General features: G+C 44.3%; 18 protein-coding genes and 1 other annotated feature. Of the genes, 4 read left to right on the forward strand and 14 right to left on the reverse strand.

The window, feature by feature from the left end; genetic code table 11:
* Positions 1-72 precede the first annotated feature (72 nt).
* Together ACDZ29_RS02025 and safA are read right to left on the reverse strand one after the other, a co-directional pair.
* A complete protein-coding gene (locus ACDZ29_RS02025; RefSeq protein ID WP_375089686.1) occupies positions 73-1,020 on the reverse strand; it encodes a phosphotransferase in 948 nt (315 codons plus the stop codon).
* Positions 1,010-3,520 carry a SafA/ExsA family spore coat assembly protein gene (safA, locus tag ACDZ29_RS02030; RefSeq protein WP_375089687.1) on the reverse strand — a complete coding sequence of 837 codons (2,511 nt, stop codon included), beginning with the start codon at positions 3,518-3,520 and terminating at the stop codon, positions 1,010-1,012. The genes ACDZ29_RS02025 and safA overlap by 11 nt, the downstream gene beginning before the upstream one ends.
* 410 nt (positions 3,521-3,930) lie before the next feature.
* On the opposite strand from safA, the gene ACDZ29_RS02035 reads away from it, so the two are divergent.
* Positions 3,931-4,776 carry a neutral zinc metallopeptidase gene (locus tag ACDZ29_RS02035; RefSeq protein ID WP_370015969.1) on the forward strand — a complete coding sequence of 282 codons (846 nt, stop codon included), beginning with the start codon at positions 3,931-3,933 and terminating at the stop codon, positions 4,774-4,776.
* 331 nt (positions 4,777-5,107) lie between these two features.
* Here ACDZ29_RS02035 and nadA read toward each other — a convergent pair whose 3' ends face one another.
* Genes nadA through nadB form a run of 3 tightly spaced genes read right to left on the reverse strand, consistent with a single transcriptional unit; the run spans position 5,108 to position 8,626 of the window.
* Positions 5,108-6,214 carry a quinolinate synthase NadA gene (nadA, locus tag ACDZ29_RS02040; protein ID WP_375089689.1) on the reverse strand — a complete coding sequence of 369 codons (1,107 nt, stop codon included), beginning with the start codon at positions 6,212-6,214 and terminating at the stop codon, positions 5,108-5,110.
* Entirely contained in the window at positions 6,211-7,062 is an 852-nt protein-coding gene (gene nadC / locus ACDZ29_RS02045) for a carboxylating nicotinate-nucleotide diphosphorylase (RefSeq protein WP_375089690.1), read from the reverse strand. Before nadC ends, nadA begins: the two co-directional genes overlap by 4 nt.
* Complete coding sequence (gene nadB, locus ACDZ29_RS02050; RefSeq protein ID WP_375089692.1) at positions 7,043-8,626, reverse strand: L-aspartate oxidase; 1,584 nt, start codon at positions 8,624-8,626, stop codon at positions 7,043-7,045. Before nadB ends, nadC begins: the two co-directional genes overlap by 20 nt.
* Positions 8,627-8,729: 103 nt before the next feature.
* Between nadB and ACDZ29_RS02055 the strand changes: the two genes are divergently transcribed.
* The 3 genes from ACDZ29_RS02055 to ACDZ29_RS02065 are packed head-to-tail and all read left to right on the forward strand — an operon-like array spanning position 8,730 to position 10,435.
* On the forward strand, positions 8,730-9,854 hold the full coding sequence (locus tag ACDZ29_RS02055; protein ID WP_375089693.1) for an IscS subfamily cysteine desulfurase: 1,125 nt from the start codon (positions 8,730-8,732) through the stop codon (positions 9,852-9,854).
* 40 nt (positions 9,855-9,894) lie between these two features.
* The gene (locus tag ACDZ29_RS02060; RefSeq protein WP_370017086.1) at positions 9,895-9,990 is read left to right on the forward strand and encodes a hypothetical protein; all 96 of its coding nucleotides are present in this window, start codon (positions 9,895-9,897) and stop codon (positions 9,988-9,990) included.
* The gene (locus tag ACDZ29_RS02065) at positions 9,959-10,435 is read left to right on the forward strand and encodes a transcription repressor NadR (RefSeq protein ID WP_370015974.1); all 477 of its coding nucleotides are present in this window, start codon (positions 9,959-9,961) and stop codon (positions 10,433-10,435) included. Before ACDZ29_RS02060 ends, ACDZ29_RS02065 begins: the two co-directional genes overlap by 32 nt.
* Positions 10,436-10,511: 76 nt before the next feature.
* Here ACDZ29_RS02065 and ACDZ29_RS02070 read toward each other — a convergent pair whose 3' ends face one another.
* The 9 genes from ACDZ29_RS02070 to ACDZ29_RS02110 all read right to left on the reverse strand — a co-directional run bounded on the left by ACDZ29_RS02070 (position 10,512) and on the right by ACDZ29_RS02110 (position 18,175).
* Positions 10,512-11,207: a DUF6944 family repetitive protein gene (locus tag ACDZ29_RS02070; RefSeq protein ID WP_370015975.1), complete on the reverse strand. Its 696-nt coding sequence runs from the start codon at positions 11,205-11,207 to the stop codon at positions 10,512-10,514.
* A 448-nt stretch (positions 11,208-11,655) separates the two neighbouring features.
* Positions 11,656-12,531, reverse strand: coding sequence for a prephenate dehydratase (gene pheA / locus ACDZ29_RS02075; protein WP_289315488.1), 876 nt, complete (start codon positions 12,529-12,531; stop codon positions 11,656-11,658).
* A gap of 132 nt (positions 12,532-12,663) precedes the next feature.
* Positions 12,664-13,056, reverse strand: coding sequence for an ACT domain-containing protein (locus ACDZ29_RS02080; protein ID WP_235566068.1), 393 nt, complete (start codon positions 13,054-13,056; stop codon positions 12,664-12,666).
* Positions 13,057-13,153: 97 nt separating this feature from the next.
* Positions 13,154-14,443 carry a GTPase ObgE gene (gene obgE / locus ACDZ29_RS02085; protein WP_289325910.1) on the reverse strand — a complete coding sequence of 430 codons (1,290 nt, stop codon included), beginning with the start codon at positions 14,441-14,443 and terminating at the stop codon, positions 13,154-13,156.
* A gap of 48 nt (positions 14,444-14,491) precedes the next feature.
* Positions 14,492-15,031: a Spo0B domain-containing protein gene (locus ACDZ29_RS02090; protein ID WP_375089695.1), complete on the reverse strand. Its 540-nt coding sequence runs from the start codon at positions 15,029-15,031 to the stop codon at positions 14,492-14,494.
* A 544-nt stretch (positions 15,032-15,575) separates the two neighbouring features.
* Positions 15,576-15,866, reverse strand: coding sequence for a 50S ribosomal protein L27 (gene rpmA, locus ACDZ29_RS02095; protein WP_061143474.1), 291 nt, complete (start codon positions 15,864-15,866; stop codon positions 15,576-15,578).
* Between the two features lie 12 nt (positions 15,867-15,878).
* Positions 15,879-16,211: a ribosomal-processing cysteine protease Prp gene (locus ACDZ29_RS02100; protein WP_061464244.1), complete on the reverse strand. Its 333-nt coding sequence runs from the start codon at positions 16,209-16,211 to the stop codon at positions 15,879-15,881.
* 13 nt (positions 16,212-16,224) lie between these two features.
* On the reverse strand, positions 16,225-16,533 hold the full coding sequence (gene rplU / locus ACDZ29_RS02105) for a 50S ribosomal protein L21 (RefSeq protein WP_034308849.1): 309 nt from the start codon (positions 16,531-16,533) through the stop codon (positions 16,225-16,227).
* A 13-nt stretch (positions 16,534-16,546) separates the two neighbouring features.
* Positions 16,547-16,630 (reverse strand) — a sequence feature (ribosomal protein L21 leader region).
* 75 nt (positions 16,631-16,705) lie between these two features.
* Complete coding sequence (locus ACDZ29_RS02110; RefSeq protein WP_375089697.1) at positions 16,706-18,175, reverse strand: Rne/Rng family ribonuclease; 1,470 nt, start codon at positions 18,173-18,175, stop codon at positions 16,706-16,708.
* Positions 18,176-18,194 lie beyond the last annotated feature (19 nt).

An 18,194-nucleotide genomic window follows, 5' to 3' on the forward strand; every position in this document is an offset into this window, starting at 1 on the left:
TATATTCCGCTCATAATTAGCATGGGTGTCGAACGGGAAATGTACTCTGTAAGTTACGGCCAAAAGCCCGTTTTATTTCCTATTTAGGGAAGAAATCTTTTTCTCCAATTTTTCATTCATCTGCATCCGCTCCGAAAAACCTTCCACAGTCATTTTCCAGACCGAATGAAGCTGGGAAGAACTTTTATTAAGGCGATTCCATTCACGGAAAATATCCGTTGGATAAGTTAAAGCATATAAAAAGGCCAGGTCTGACTGATACCTTTGCAATTGCGGCACTTCCCACAGCGTAGTGGCTGCATCTTCCAAATGATGCGAAATTCGATTCGCATACTGTAAATAATCAATGCACCTTGGAGCACTTGCCATTAGGTCAAAATCGATTAAGGTCAATGTGCCGTCTGCTCTCCTCAAGAAATTATGGTGGGCACAATCACCATGGATGATGACTTTCTTTTCTTCATTCCATAAAGATTGATTTTTTTCAAAACCCTCTAGTGCCCACTCACCCCATCTAATCCATTCTTTGATTGTATCTTCGGAAACATATTGGCGAACATAAGAAAAGTTCTTTTTAAATAGTGATAAACGCTCTTTCCATTTTTTTAATTGATTGAAAACAGGTGCGTTAATGGAGAGGTGTTCCGACACATCATGGAAGCTTTCCAGTAACTGAATCCCCTCCAATCGGTCTTTATGATTGGAAAATCGAAATTTTTTCTTATTCGGCTGAAAATAGTCCATGCTGCCATACCATTTCCCATTAAATTGAAAGGGCATTAAATTCTGATGAATATAATAAGTTTGATGGAATCCCTTTTGTTTTAACAAAGTAGTCAATTCTCTTTGCCGATCCCATTTTTCAAAACTGTCGAATCCTTTAAGGATTATTGGGTGGCCCTTATCAAAAGTTATTAAATAGACACTACTTTGAAGATGTTGGACATTCTTTGGCTTACGATTTAAATAAGAGAGGAGACGAGTGTTAAAAACACTGTCTCCTTGATAATTAGTAGTCATCGCTTTCATCTACATATGTCGGTATCCCAAATGTTTCAGGCGCACGAACGCCCCCGAATTGGCCTGGCTGGCCTCCCATTTGTCCAGGTAACATAGCTTCCGGGTGACCGCCAAACTGTCCCGGCATCATGCTTCGCTGACTTCCGTTTTGACTGCCCATCATCCACGGCCGACTTCCGTTTTGACCACCCATCATGCCTGGTAGACCTCCTATTTGACTCTCCTTTATGTCTGGAGGACCTCCATTTTGGCCACCCATCATCATACCCGGTTGGCCTCCATTTTGACCGCCCATCATCATGCCTGGAGGACCTCCGTTTTGGCCGCCAATCATCATGCCTGGAGGGCCTCCATTTTGACCGCCCATCATCATGCCTGGAGGGCCTCCATTTTGACCGCCCATCATCATGCCTGGAGGACCTCCGTTTTGACCGCCCATCATGTCCGGTTGACCTCCATTTTGGCCGCCATTCATCATACCCGGTTGACCTCCATTTTGACCGCCCATCATCATGCCTGGAGGGCCTCCATTTTGACCGCCCATCATCATGCCTGGAGGGCCTCCGTTTTGGCCGCCCATCATCATGCCTGGAGGACCTCCGTTTTGGCCGCCCATCATCATGCCTGGAGGGCCACCATTTTGACCGCCCATCATCATGCCTGGAGGGCCTCCGTTTTGACCGCCCATCACGTCCGGTTGACCTCCATTTTGGCCGCCCATCATCATGCCTGGAGGGCCTCCGTTTTGACCGCCCATCATGTCCGGTTGACCTCCATTTTGGCCGCCCATCATCATGCCTGGAGGACCTCCGTTTTGGCCACCCATCATCATGCCCGGCTGGCCTCCGTTTTGACCGCCCATCATCATGCCCGGCTGGCCTCCATTTTGACCGCCCATCATCATGCCCGGCTGGCCTCCATTTTGATCGCCCATCATCATACCTGGAGGGCCTCCGTTTTGACCACCCATCATCATACCTGGAGGGCCTCCATTTTGACCGCCCATCATCATACCTGGAGGACCTCCGTTTTGACCACCCATCATCATACCTGGAGGGCCTCCGTTTTGACCACCCATCATCATACCTGGAGGGCCTCCGTTTTGACCACCCATCATCATGCCCGGCTGGCCTCCATTTTGACCGCCCATCATCATGAACCCTTCATATGGTTGCGCTTGAGGCGATTCTACTGACTCTGTATCATATTGATATTGCCCTTGATGTTGCTGCTGTGATTGTACGGATTGATATTGGTGATAATCTGGATGATGTTTTGGATTGGAATCCATTTTTTTGTTTGCTTGAAACTGCCCCTTCACTTCCGGCCCGTAGGTTCCAAGTAGCCCCTTATTACAACCGCAATCTTCTTCATCGGCAGTCTGGGCATACTGCTGAGGGTAGTTATTGTGATTGTTTGAAGATGGCGATTCTGCTGGTGACTCATAATCTTGTTCCATATATGAACCTGCAACTTGAGCCTGTTGATTCATCCCCCCATAAAAATGGTGCGGAACGGGTGCTGAGGCTTGATATGGATAATGTTGCTGGCTTGGTGGATTCATACTTGCCCCTTGAACGAATCCTTGACCCATCATTTGCATGTCAGGAGACTCATCCCAAATATCAGAGCTTTCTTCCATCATGTGATAACCTTGTGTTTCCTGAGCCGCCTGATACCCTTGAGCGTCTTGATATGGGGCTTGCATACCTTGCATGTGCATATGCGCCCATGGTGGCGGCTGAATACAATAACCGCTTCCAGGCATGATTGGCGTTACTGGAATACAATCATCCACTGGCTCTTCCTGAACTGGCTGAACAGCTGGCTTTTTCTTCTTCTTTTTAGTGACTGCCGGCTCTTCCTTTTTCTTTGGTAAAGGTGGCGGTGCAGGAGGCTTTTGCACACTCATATTGGTCATGTTGACCATATAATAATTATTGATATCAACTTCCGGAATCACCGGCATGGGTACCGGTACTTCTTTTGGAACGATCATTTCCTTTTCTTTTATTGGCTTTGGCTGAACGATTTGCTGTTCTTTCTTAACTGGCTGTTGAAATTTCGGCTGCTCTTTCTTAACTGGCTGTTGAAATTTCGGCTGCTCTTTCACTGGCTGCTGAAATTTCGGCTGCTCTTTCACTGGCTGCTGAAATTTCGGCTGCTCTTTTACTGGCTGCTGAAATTTCGGCTGCTCTTTGACCGGCTGTTCTTTGACCGGCTGTTTTTGCATGATTGGCTGCTCTTTCATAAGTGCAGGCTGAACCTGATAAGGTTGAACTTGGGATTCTTTCATTCCCGGTTGAATATTCACGTTTGGTGTAGCCGTTTCTTTTATTACAGCTCCGGATGTCCCTGGTATTTTAATTTTCATTCCGGGCATCATCATGTCCGGGTTGCTCAATTGCGCGTTAACTTTTTTAAGTTCTTCAAAACTGACGCCGTATTTTTTGGCGAGTTTCCAAAGTGTATCGCCTTTTTGGACTATATGAATTTTCACGCTGTTAACCCCTCCTGTGCATATGTCCATATATTCTATGATGCAGTGGGTGAATTGCTATTATTTTTATCATGAAAACTTATGCTTGAAAAAGGGCTTTTATGATTGGATCAATGATTTATGGACATGAAAGGTGTTATTTTGGAGAGGAAATATTCGATATGACATCTCAGAACCACCACTTTGGACCCCATTCTGGTTTATTAATCGAGTAAGAATATATAATTAAAAATGAACCATTGCATACTTCCCAAGAAAAGGAGACAGTGGTTTTTTAGGTTAGGAAGCCATGATGAATGAAACACTTCTTTCCAGCTCCTGTCTAAACTCATGGAAATCCGGGTATAAGAAAGTAAATGACCTAAGGCTTTGTCTTCAGGCACTTATCTTACATTCTGGGAGGAATAATAATGAAATGGAAAGGAAGGCAAGGCAGCTCGAATGTCGAGGACAAAAGAGGCATGAGCGGCAAGGGTATGGCTGGGATCGGTGGAGGGGTTGGATTGGTAATCATCTTGATCGTGACGCTCCTTGGCGGTAATCCCAGCGAATTGCTAGGCAGCTTGAACTCCACTGATTCGGAAAACGGCAGTAATTATGTGGAAACCGATGAAGAGAAGGAACTTGCGCAGTTCGTATCTGTCGTCCTTGCAGATACAGAGCAGGTCTGGACAGATGAATTCCGTAAAAATGGCTTGGAGTATAAGGAACCGAAACTTGTCCTATACTCAGGAAGTGTTGAATCGGCATGCGGGTTGGCAGGTTCATCCGTTGGGCCATTTTATTGTCCAGGTGACATGAAACTATATATAGATCTCAGCTTTTATCAAGAGTTGAAGCAAGAATTCCAGGCACCCGGGGATTTCGCCATGGCCTATGTCATTGCCCACGAAGTCGGACATCACGTTCAGACACTTTTAGGGACAACGGAAAAGGCAATGCCCGATCGTTCAAAGGTCAGCGAGACCGAATATAATAAGTATTCTGTCCGCCTAGAATTACAGGCCGATTATTTGGCTGGAGTTTGGGCACATCATGTCCAGGGAGAGAATTTGCTTGAAGAAGGCGATCTTGAGGAGGCCATGAATGCAGCAAGTGGTGTGGGAGATGACCGTATCCAAAAAAAGGCACAAGGGTACGTGGTTCCAGACAGCTTTACGCACGGTACCTCCGAACAGAGGAAACGGTGGTTCAATAAAGGATTTAAATCCGGTGATATGAATGAAGGCAATACTTTTAAAGCGAGTAATCTTTAAAAGTTCTTACATGTTTCGATTACATAAGAAATAGGGGGTCTTGGCCCCCTCCTTTCAGACTGTAGACAAATTCGAAGAAAAGCGAGTTTGCTTGCAGTTTTTTTTTATAAATGGCAGTTGCTTTCAAAATCCAGTGAGTTTTCAGTTATATAAAACAGTAAAAATACATGAGGATAACTAGGTCTTATTTTAAAATCATGGCAATAACTCCCTTGATAAAATCGTGAAAGGGATTGGGGATGAGACCATTCCATTCCCCATTAGGTCGACAAACTCAATGTGGCTCCTGCCCCCTCTTTTTTCTTGGGTCCATAACATTAATAAGACTAACTCAAACGCGTTCCAGCATTCTGTTTAAAGCTAGGATGGCATTATCCGTAATTCTCTTCTCCACTTTTATCGGATTAATGATTATACCTTCTTCAATTGATTCAAGCGCCCAAAGCAGATGTGGCAGGTCAATCCGGTTCATCGTAAGACATGGACACATATTCGGATTTAACGAGATGATGTTCTTGTCAGGATTATTGGCGATAAGTCGTTTGACAAGGTTCATTTCCGTGCCGATTGCCCAAGAACTACCTGGTTCAGCCTTTTCGATCATATTTATGATGTACGATGTCGAACCCGCATAATCTGACTCGGCGACTACCTCACGGCGACATTCGGGATGGACGATGATATTCATTTCGGGCTGCTCCGTCCGAAGCGTTTCAATATTGGCCGTAGTGAAATTTTCATGCACCGAACAATGACCTTTCCAAAGAAGTACCTTCAGATCTTCGAGTTCCCCTTCATAAATCAATTCGTCTTTATGAGGATCCCAGACAGCCATTTCATTCAAAGGAATGCCAAGGTCAAAGGCTGTATTCCTCCCAAGATGCTGATCGGGAAGAAAAAGGATCCGTTCTTTTTGCGAGAGGGCCCACGAGACCATCCCTTGTGCATTTGAAGAAGTCACCGTCGCTCCGCCATTTTTTCCTACAAATGCTTTGATGGCCGCAGTCGAATTAACATAAGTTAGCGGAAGGATCGTATCGCCAAATAAATCCTGAAGCTTTGTCCAGGCCCGTTCCGTTTGTTCAATATCCGCCATATCTGCCATGGAACAGCCTGCACGCATGTCAGGAAGGATAACGGTCTGCCTTTCCTCTGTCAAAATATCTGCTGTTTCAGCCATGAAATGCACGCCACAAAACACGATATAATCCGCTTCGCGATTTTGCGCGGAAAGTTGGGCCAATTGAAGTGAATCTCCCGTTACATCCGAAAATCGAATGACTTCCTCCCGTTGATAATGATGACCTGGGATATAAAGACGGTTCCCCAACCGTTTCTTAATGTCATGGACCCGATTCTCCATATCTTCCTTTTTCATCGTTTTATACTTTTCAGGCAATACATTTCCTGCTGTGCTAGCCATCTCCAATATGTTCATTTCATTATCCCCTCACGTTCTTTGACCTTTGCGCTAATATCAAGTGCCTTGACACTGTGTGTCAGGCTTCCCAACGATATATAATCAACCCCAGTTTCCCGATATGAAGCTAGATTGCCTAAATGGATTCCTCCGGAAGCTTCAGTTGTGATGTGGGCAGGAACCAATTTGACCATTTGCTTAATTTCTTCGGGGCTCCGGTTATCGAACATGATGATATCGGCACCGGCTTCCACTGCTTCAAGCACCTGTTCGATTGTTTCCGTTTCCACTTCCACTTTAGTGGTATGTCCCAGCTTGGATTTTACCGTTTGAACCGCTTTCGTTATGGACCCAGCGAAAGAAATATGGTTGTCCTTTATCATCACGGCATCATACAGACCATATCGATGATTGAATGCACCGCCGGAACGGACCGCATATTTTTCAAGCATCCGCAGGCCCGGAGTGGTTTTCCTCGTATCACAAGCTCTCGTCTTCGTACCCGCTAAAATCATGGTAGCTTTATGAGCCTGTGTCGCAATGCCGGACATACGCTGCACTAAATTCAAAACCACCCGTTCCCCTTTTAAAAGAGAGGCCATATCGCCGGTCATTTTTGCAAGCTGCTGTCCTTCTGTAAAAACTTCGCCATCTTGAACAAAAAGGAAAACCTCGATTTGCTCATCCAACAATGCAAACCCCGTCTTGATGACGTCACCTCCACTAAAGACCCCTCCTTCTTTTGCGATGAATGTCAAGGTCCCTTGTTCACCTTGATCAAAAATCGTATCACTCGTTACATCACATTCACCTATATCTTCCATTAAAAATTGTTGCAGCATCTGCTTAAGCTTCAATATATTCATATAGTCGTCTCCCTTTCACTCGATTTTTCACATCCGTGCGAGCAAGGATAACCGAATTTTCAAGCCATTGGGAGTCATCTTCGCTTGGATAGTCACTGCGGAAATGACCGCCCCTGCTTTCCGTTCTGGTCAATGCAGATTCGGCAATCAGCCACGCCACGATTATGGCATTGATTTTCGTTATTTCTTTTATCGATAATGCAGTTACTTCCATTTGCAGCAATTCTTCGATATTAAATGTCTCTAGATAATCCTTCAGTCGCGTTAAACCCGCTTCATTTCGAACGATTCCCGCTTCACTCATTAATTTTTCCTGCAATGTCGTGAAATCAGGTAAAAAGGAAAATTGACAGGAACTTTTGGACAGCTCTTTTTCTTCCGGTATCGACCTTGCTGGCATGTTAGCAAGCAGCTGACCAAGCGTATTGCCAAAAACCAGCCCCTCGAGAAGGGAGTTGCTTGCCAACCGGTTCGCCCCATGTACACCTGTGCATGCCACTTCTCCAACTGCATACAAAGAGGGTACAGAGGTTTGCCCCCATTCATCCACTTCAATCCCCCCCATTAGAAAATGGTTTCCAGGTGCTACAGGAATTTTCCCGAATTGAAGGTCAAGCCCACTTTTTTCACATAATGAGCTAACAGTCGGAAAACGGTTTTTAAAATCCTTAATCATCGAAATATCCAAAAATACCTTTTCACCGCGCTGTAAATAAGAAAAAATCGTCTGTGCCACAATATGCCTTGGAGCTAAATCTTTCATGCTATGGACATCATCCATGATCGGCGTTCCCGTTTCGGTCACTAATCTTGCACCATCCCCGCGGACAGCTTCTGAAACCAGCCCTTCCGCTTTACCATTTATAAAAAGCAGTGTCGGGTGAAACTGGATGAATTCCATGTCACGAACTTTTGCCCCAGCCTTGAATGCAAGTGCGATTCCATCCCCTGAAACCGTTTGTGAATTTGAAGTGAAATGGTATAGGGAACCACAGCCGCCTGTTGCCAAAACCGTTTGTTCTGCATGATAGGTTACTAGCTCCCCTGTCTTATCAAGAGTTTTGATGCCTATGCAAGAATCATCTTCCCCGATGATCAACTCAACTGCAGCCACATTCTCGATCACAGTGATCGATGAGTTTTTCAAGCACCCTATTAGATGTTCCATGATATACTTTCCGGTAGCATCCCCGTGACTATGAAGGATTCTTCTTTCACTGTGGGCGCCCTCCATGCCAAGCATGAGAGTGCCGTCATGATCATGGTCAAATTGCATACCGGATCTAATAAGTTCAGCTATGATCGAAGGGGCCTCTTCAACGAGTTTTTCCACTACCTTCACCTTGTTATATCGCTGTCCAGCCGTCAGCGTATCTTCTTTATGAAAGGATACTGTGTCACGATCAGATATTGCAGCAGCAATCCCGCCTTGAGCCAAATAGGAATTACTATCACGGATATCTGATTTTGTGATGAGTATCACATGCTTATGTTCACTTGCTTCCAATGCCGTTTTCAAGGCAGCAATCCCGCTGCCTATCACGATGATTTCCGCTTTTACCATTATTTCATTCCTCCTGTTTATGACAGGTGTCTTGACAACTATATTTACATATTATTAAACTATTATCAAGAGTTTTTTAAGATTAAAGGATGGAAGTGATTTCTTGATTTATTTGGATTACGCAGCTACAACGCCGATTGATGATGAGGCACTCGAAGTATTCAGCCAAGCATCCCGGAAGTTTTTCGGGAATGCGAGCAGTTTGCATGATATTGGTTCTGAAGCGGCACGTTTATTGGATATGTCACGGCAGCAACTCGCAGATATGCTGAACATAAAAAAGGAAGGAATCATCTTTACGAGCGGCGGATCAGAAAGCAATATGCTTGCCATAGGTACATTTATCGCTTCAAAACCATCCTGGCAGAACCACTTGATCGTTAGTCGAACTGAACATGCATCCATTGCCAATTTTGTCGCAAAGCTTGAACAAGAAGGCTTCGATGTTACATATTTACGGCATTTGGAAGATGGCAGCGTTGATATTGAACATCTGGAGGAATGTCTGACGGAGAAAACTTGCTTGGTCATTGTCCAACATGTGAATTCAGAAATTGGGGTCATTCAACCCATTGAGCAAATAAGTAAAGCCGTTCGAAAACACCAGGCTTTTTTACATGTGGATTGTGTCCAATCATTTGCTAAATTGCCGCTTGGGAAGATAACTGCCTTATGTGATGGATTATCAGTTTCCAGCCATAAAGTTTATGGTCCAAAAGGGACTGGAGCCGTCTTTTTCCCGGCCATCCATCAGTTGAAGGCTCCGGTACCGAATATTACTCATGAGTATGGTTTCCGCCCAGGGACAGTGGACGTTCCCGGTATAGCTTCCTTCGTAACCGCTGCCAAGAAATTAGGGGATATCATGGAAGATGAACGGAAACGGATTTGCATGCTTAGGATGCAATTGATCGAGCAGCTCACGGTAAGGAAAGTCGATTTCCAAATCATCGAAGCGAAAAACCAATTGCCTCACATTCTGGCGCTGACCTTTGCTGGATTGCAAGGACAGTACATCATGCTCGAATTAAACCAGAAAGGATTCGCTGTATCGACTGGAAGCGCCTGTCAAATCGGTAAACAGGATCCTTCAAAAACCATGATGGCCATCGGGAAAAGCGAAGATGAAGCCCATCAATTCGTCCGCTTTTCCTTTGGGAAAAATACGACGGCCGATGACATTCACAAGTTGGCAGACTGCATTGAAGGAATAGCTGGCATTCGATAAAACCCTCCATTCTGTGGTAGAATGTTTTGTAAATAAAGAGGTGAATGATTATGGAAAGAAAGAAATTACTCGGGGAAGAAAGACGGACGAAACTCTTACATATATTGCAAACGAGCGCGCAGCCAGTAACAGGTAGCGAGCTTTCGCAATTAACGAATGTAAGCCGGCAGGTTATCGTTGGTGACATAACTCTCCTGAAAGCGCGGAATGAACCTATCATTGCCACGAGCCAAGGCTATATGTACTTACAATCGGGGAGCACTCAAAAGCCGGAAAGGATCATTGCTTGCCAGCATGATCCTTCCCGGACCCAAGAAGAGCTATATTTACTCGTGGATATCGGCATCACGGTGAAAGATGTCAAAATCGAGCACCCCGTATACGGTGACCTTACTGCTTCCATCATGGTCAGCAGCCGTAAGGAAGTCCAGCAATTTCTCTCTAGGGTGACGGAAACGAACGCATCTTTTTTATCGGAACTAACGAGTGGCATTCATCTCCATACACTGAGCGCTTCATCCGAAGAACTGCTTGACGAAGCAGAGGGTGCATTGAGGGAAGCCGGCATTTTGGTCGATTGAATAAACGAAAAATCCAAATCCTCAAAAGCCAGATCTTTTGAGGGTTTTTTTTATTGGCTCCAAAGTGCATGTATGATCATATGCTCCCTCCACCATTGGAATTGTTTTCATTGGTGCTGCCATCCTCGGAGTTTTCTTCATTGTTACTTCTCAATTGCCCTATAAGACTAATGATGGAACCGACCGCCTGTATCCAGCCTCCCATCACTTGTATTAATTCAGCATCCGAAGGCTTCTCTTCCAAATATGGATATTGATAGTTTTTCATGTTCTGCTCTTTATCTGCATCTTTATCTTGTTCTTTTTGGTCTTTATCCTGACAGCTATCTTTAAGTTCAGCAATTCCACCTATCGCTTGCATCGAATTCCCAATCGCCTGCAACAAATTTCCCGTAACATTGAAGGCCTGCTCCGGTTCATCCGGATTTTCGAATGCCCCCGCCACAGCGGTACCCCCGCCTAACGCTTGAATCAGATTACCTTTAATAATCAATTCCTGCTTCGTTATTTCATCGAAATCAATGACTAATCCTAAGATAACCGTCGAATTCCCAATCGCCTGTATTACATTACCGAATTTATTCAGTGACCAGGTTTCTTCTGCGTCCGCCAATATGGCATTTCCTGTTGCTTGAAGTTCATTTCCAATCAAATCCAACTTTTCACGAAATTCTTCGCCCAAGACATTGGATGGCGTACCCGCAACAGCTGAAATGACAGTTCCTATAGCTTGAGTCCAAGAACCGAAAGTTTCTTTGAATTGACTATCCATCTCTGCTGACCACCACCCTCTCTCTGAATCGATATTTTTCTTAAGGTACATCCACTGAATTAGTCATCAAGGTATGTATTCATATGCCTATTTCCACAGGGAGCCTACCGGGATTTACCTATTGAATACGCGTTCATCATGAACGGTGTTTATTTACTTCTCATCCTCAAAATCCAAAAAATTAAATTCATTCCTTCGTTGTTCCTTTCTTGCCTATTTCCATATTTTCATAAAATGACAGCCAACCAATTTAGGAACTTGTACAGAAGGGAAATACAAACCTTAACGTAAACCTTCACAAAAAAATGCCCCGGAAATACTTCCGGGACACCCTTCTTATTCATTATTTCCCTTTTACATTGTTAAAAAAAGCTGAGGTTGTACCATTCATCACTTGGGGAAACGACAACTTTATGAACCCAAGGAAAATTTCCACCTTCCTGGGAAATCATCGTTGCGGCACACCATTTTGGACTTTAAAGCATGTATAGCTTCCCATGATCGAAACCGTACACCCAAGGGCCTCGAGCTCAGAGATCGCTCCTGGAATGAGAACATCGTCAAGGCCCATTTCAATGTCGATGATGAAAAAGTAATTGCCCAATCCTGTTTTCATGGGTCTTGATTCTATCTTGGAAAGATTTAGCTTCCTCCAGGAAAAAGCGGAAAGGACTTGGTGCAGCTGACCTGAATGATCGGCAGGCAGCTGAATCATCAGGGTCGTTTTCTTGTTCCCTTCAACGGTCAAATGCCCTTCATAGTCGACTTCACTGTTGGATACGACAATAAACTTGGTGTGATTATGTTCGTAATCATGAATATTTTGTTTTACGATCGTCAAACCATACTCCGCTGCAGCCATATCATTTGCAATCGCTGCAATATTGATATCGGGATTCTCCATCACCATCTTCGCAGCGGCTGCTGTGGATGTGACATACTCATACGGAATACCCCTAAGTTCATTATGTAGGAATTTACGGCATTGAGCGATGGCATGGGAATGCGAATAAACCATGTCCGGTTTGAAACCAGGATATGCATGATCCGGATGCACCATATAATGCTGTTGGATGGGAATCGTCACTTCCCCTTTTATCGGTAATGGGACTTCATGGACTAAGTAATCCATCGTTATATTTACCGATCCCTCCAAAGCATTCTCGATCGGTACGAGCGTGTGATTCACTTCCCCGTCCCGGACAGCATCAAGGCAGTCTGGAATCGTGTTCATGGGTATTTTAATATCATTAGGAAATAGTCGCGAAACAGCTAAATCCGTGAACGTTGCTTTTGGTCCAAGAAATGCAATTTTTGATGTCATGTTATAAACTCCTTTTCACGGAAAATCTAATGTTTATGTTATGCCATTTTCTGATTTTTTACAATACTTAATCGTTAAATCTTCCTCTTACAAATAAAAACAGCCTGTACATTTATAATGTACAGGCTGTTTTCATGCGCCGTTACCAATAATTTCGACTTTTTCGACGAACTCCATTTTACGCAGTTTAGTAAGCAGATCATTAATATCCATTGTCATCCCACCCGTGTTAAGGGATAGGGTAACATTGGCACGTCCCTGCAAGGGAATCGTTTGGTGGATAGTCATGATGTTGCAACCGGATGAGGCGACGAGCCGTAAGAGCTCCGATAGAGTACCAGAACGATCTTCGAGATAGAAGAACAGTGTAATCAGCTTTTCCTTAACAACTGTATGAAACGGAAAAACCGTGTCACGGTATTTGTAAAAAGCACTCCTGCTTAGGTCCACCCGCTGTACCGCTTCCCAAACTGATTCTGCTTTTCCCCGTTCAATCATTTCTTTTGCATCCAGCGTTTTTTTCATCGCTTCGGGAAGGACATCCTCTCGAACGAGGAAAAATTTCTGATCGGACTTATTCAAACTCCGCACGCCTCCTTTTGCCTGCCATCATGGTCTCCAATCAATCAACAAATTCAAATTCATATTCAAGGATACGGACGATATCGCCATTTGTCGCACCTCTTTGACGAAGGCCTTCGTCGACTCCGAATGAACGAAGCTGTCTAGCGAAACGACGTATGGACTCTTCACGGGTGAAGTCAGTCATTTTGAATAAACGCTCGATCTTGAATCCCGATACGGCAAAGCTGCCATCGGATTCGCGTTCAATATTAAATTCATCAGACTGTGATGTATGTTTATAAAGAACCCGGTGGATTCCAGTATTCTCTTCTTCATGGTCAAGAGGGAACTCAGGCGTTTCTTCGATTTTATCAGCAATTGCATAAAGAAGCTCACGGATCCCTTCACGCGTTACGGCAGAAATCGGGAAGACAGGATAATCTTCTTCCAGCTTTTCTTTGAATGCCGCTAAATTATCTGCTGAGTCCGGCATATCCATTTTACTTGCCACAATGATTTGCGGACGTTCAGTCAAGCGCAGGTTATACTCTTCCAACTCTTTATTGATTGTTTGGTAGTCTTCATATGGATCCCTGCCTTCAAGACCCGACATATCGATTACATGAACGATTACCCTCGTTCTTTCAATATGACGCAGGAATTGATGTCCAAGGCCCACTCCTTCTGAAGCACCTTCAATCAGACCCGGTAAATCGGCCATGACGAAGCTGCGGTGATCTTCCGTTTCCACCATTCCGAGGTTAGGGACGATCGTCGTGAAATGGTATTCGGCAATTTTAGGTCTTGCTGCGGATACGACGGAAAGCAAAGTGGATTTCCCTACACTTGGGAAACCAACCAAACCGACATCAGCCAACAGTTTCAATTCCATGATTATATCGCGTTCTTGGCCCGGTTCGCCGTTCTCCGCGATTTCAGGTGCAGGATTAGCTGGTGTAGCAAAACGGGAATTCCCCCGGCCTCCGCGACCGCCCTTAGCGATAATGGCGCGCTGCCCGTGCTCAACTAAATCAGCGATGACTTCCTTCGTCTTTTCATCAATGACAACCGTGCCTGGTGGAACCTTGATGACCATATCCTTTGCGGCCGCACCATGCATGTTTTTGGACATGCCATGTTCTCCGCGAGGTGCCTTAAAGTGACGTTGATAACGGAAATCCATTAACGTACGCAAGCCCTCTTCCACTTCAAATACGACATTGGCTCCATTGCCGCCATCTCCGCCGGCAGGTCCGCCTTTTGGTATGAATTTCTCACGACGATAAGCAACTATCCCGTTACCACCGTCTCCGCCTTTTATATAGACTTTCGTTTGATCGACAAACATGCTATCACTTCCTTGTTTTCTGCAAGTCATTTCTTGCTGTATACTTCTCTAAAAGTTAATATCCATCTTAAAAAATATTTCATCCTCATTACATTCAAGAATTTCAATTGACTGCTCTGCCGTTAATGAACTTCCCAAAAACTCCATCACTGCGGATTGATCAATGAACTTCCCTTGCATATGAAATGAACAGTGCATATCACTCACTTCTTTTTCACACATAGAAACAGCTAGTATATTTTCAAAATACGGGTCCAGATTCTTATCCAGAATTTCAAAGAAATCGTTCGTCCAGCGATGCATCAGCACGTCCATCTCAGCAGAGCCTTCAAAAACATCAATGATTTCATATTCGCAATAAAATGATCCATTATTCCAATTCGACGTCAACAGCATCTCGGTGAACTTAGGTAAATTCAAACTGGAAAGGCGTGCTTCATTCTGGGTTTCAACAATGATTTCATCAATGATTCCCTTGACACGATCAATTCTGTTCAACTCCAGATTCCCTTTGATGATTTGAATTTTATTCAGCCAGTCATGCCTGGTTTGACGCAGAGTTTCAATAGTCGTCCAATTTTTATCCATTATTAACACCTTCAATTATGATAAAGAAACTTTTTTCAGCTCTATCATGTTGAATACTTCCATTTGTACAGTATATCAAAAAAACAACAAACAGGAAATGAAGCTCGATTCACATGCCTTCACATGAAAGCCCCCGTCCAAAAAATACAGCCACACACCCTGAGTTCTTTGGACGATGGTAGAGCCATTTGAACTAAAAAAGAGAATGGGCCTTTTTTATGCACCAATTGGAGATATTATAGTTGAAGTGGACTGTCTATTTGGTTAAACCAAATGGGATGGAAGAGTAATCTTGGATTTTCCCCCTGAAAGTTTAAGAAAGCCCGCCGATTGGCGAGCCTTTTTTAAGTCAGAGGTTGTTTTCCTTATACTAATGACTAAAGTCTCCTGCAAAATGCTGGTTATTTATCGTTCCTATAGTATAAATAAAGGGCCGGACCCCTTCTTCACTATATCACATACCATTATTAAAAATGACGCGGTATATAGTGTCTCGTAGAAGGAATCAGACCCTTTTGAGTCAGCCTCTGTTCAAAGATGCCAATTATGCTTCTTGTGCTACTGGATATACGCTTACTTTTTTACGGTCACGTCCGAAACGTTCGAATTTAACAACACCGTCTACTTTAGCGTATAGAGTATCGTCTCCACCACGGCCTACGTTCTCACCAGGATAGATTTTTGTTCCGCGTTGACGGTAAAGGATAGAACCACCAGAAACGAATTGACCATCTGCACGTTTAGCGCCAAGACGCTTAGAGATTGAGTCACGTCCGTTCTTTGTAGAACCTACTCCTTTTTTCGAAGCGAAGAACTGAAGATTTAATCTTAACATTTGTTCCACCTCCTATTGGTTGAGGATAATTTTCATGTATTTACCATAATCACGTTCGATGGTTTGCAAAGATATGAGCATACTGTTCAAAAGGAGCTGAACCTTCTCTTCCGATTCCGGCGAAAGATTCCCCGGAATGACGCAGCGAAGATAGCCGCCTTCCCTCCCTTGCTCAATCTCAGGCTCTACGTCCGTTAAGGACATGATCGCATTGACTGCCCCGAAGGAAACAGCCGATACACCTGCACAAACGATATCAGAACCTTTTTTAGCAAAATTAGCATGTCCGCTTAAAGTGAACGAAGTAATCCGTTCCTGCGGAGCGTCAAAGACAACTTTAATCATCTAGAATCAGCCCTTACGCGTTGATTGCTTCGATAACAACTTTTGTGTATGGTTGACGATGACCTTGTTTTTTACGATTGTTTTTCTTCGCTTTGTATTTGAAAACAGTGATTTTCTTTTGCTTACCTTGTTTTTCGACAGTACCTGTTACAGTAGCGCCTTCAACTAGTGGAGCACCGACTTTCACGTCTTCGCCACCTACGAATAAAACTTTGTCAAATGTAACAGTTTCGCCTGCTTCTGCGTTTAATTTTTCAATGTAAACCGCTTCGCCAGCTGCTACTTTAATTTGTTTACCGCCAGTTTCGATAATTGCGTACATACTTGCACCTCCTTAAATGTCTCAGACTCGCCAATCACAGGCGTTTTACCAGAAAGGCAAAAGCTTATGACCTGTTGTTGAGCGGTTGTAGCACGGGTGCTACAAACATAACATTAAAATCCTAACATGAAACTGGAATGGCTGTCAATATATTTGTAAGAATTCCCGTCCTTCATTCGAAAGCCCGCCCGATTTCCTGAATGCTCCCGAAACGCTTGATGGAATAGGTATTACTGGAACCGGGGATTAAAGATAGAAATAACTTTTTAGCGATCAAATCCTCCAGTGTCGGCCGGTATGATTCCTTTTCACCAAGAAGCACGTCCGCCACCGCCTTACTGACCTCCACCCAGACCGCTTCATCATCCGTCTTCCGGTGTTCCAGCAGGTCACGTTCCAACCGGAAAGCCACCGTTTCAGGGCTCTCGATTTTACCGCTTCCGCTGCACACGGGGCACGGCACCGTCATCATTTCACTTAAAGACGGGGACGTTCGCTTTCTCGTCAATTGTAAAATCCCCAGTTCCGTAAAGCCGATGACCTGGACCCGCTTCTCATCCCTCGCCGCTTCCTTTTTGACGATGTCGATGATTTCTTGTGCATGTCGCGATTGGTCCATATTGATGAAATCTATCAAGATGATTCCGCTGATATTCCTCAATCTCAATTGACGGGCGACCTCTTTTGCAGCAGCCTGATTCACCGCAAACAATGTTGCTTCCTTCGCCACCTTACCGGTGAACTTACCTGAATTGACATCGATTACGGTGAAAGCTTCCGTTTCTTCAAAAATTAAATATCCACCATTATCAAGCCAGACAATTTTCTTGGCCAGTTTCTCCACTTGCGCTTCCACATTCCATTCGGAAAAAATATTCTTACCCGATTCATGGGATATTTCCCACTCCTTACCGTTTTCCTGTACCCATTTTTTCAATTCCTGATAGGCCTCGAAATCATCGACGGCAAGTTCCCCGGTAGCCGTTCCCGACATTTCAGAAATGATCATGTCAAGGTATGTGTCCCTCTCATAGAGAAGGGACGGGGCCTTGACCGACGCAGCCTTTAGTTCAAGTCCTTTAAAGAGATCCCGCAATATGGTTAACCTGTCCAGGAAGACCGTTTCGCTTTCGTTCTCCATCGAGGTGCGGACAATCAATCCCTCATCAGGCTTTTTATATTGTAAGGCCGTTTCCCGCCACCGCTGATGCAGATCATCGTTTTTGAATTTCTTTGAAACGCCAACATAATCCATTCCATGTATGTATACGAGGGAATCCGTTGAAAACTCGATCAGCCCTGTCAATTTAGCTCCTTTTGTGCCCGTTTCATCCCGGGTCACCTGAACGAGCAGCTTTTCTCCTTGACGGACATATTGACCGATGGATGCTTTCCCATCGCTTTTTTTTGTCAGCTGGAAAGAGGGAATCTCGTCACGGTGTAAAAAACCATTCTTCTCTGCACCATAATCAATGAAGACGGCATCCATACCCGGTAACACCTTCGTCACTTTCCCAAGATAAATATTACCGACCGTACTGCGCTGGTGGGGCGGCATGATTTCAAGTTTACGTAAAACACCATTCTCAAGTACGGCCACTCTTTTTTCGCGTGAAGCTAGGTTCGCGATCATCTTTTTCATCAAAAAAAATCCTCTCCTC

The sequence above is a fragment of the Peribacillus sp. RS7 genome, from assembly GCF_041956845.1.
In the GTDB taxonomy this organism is placed as follows: Bacteria; Bacillota; Bacilli; order Bacillales; family DSM-1321; genus Peribacillus.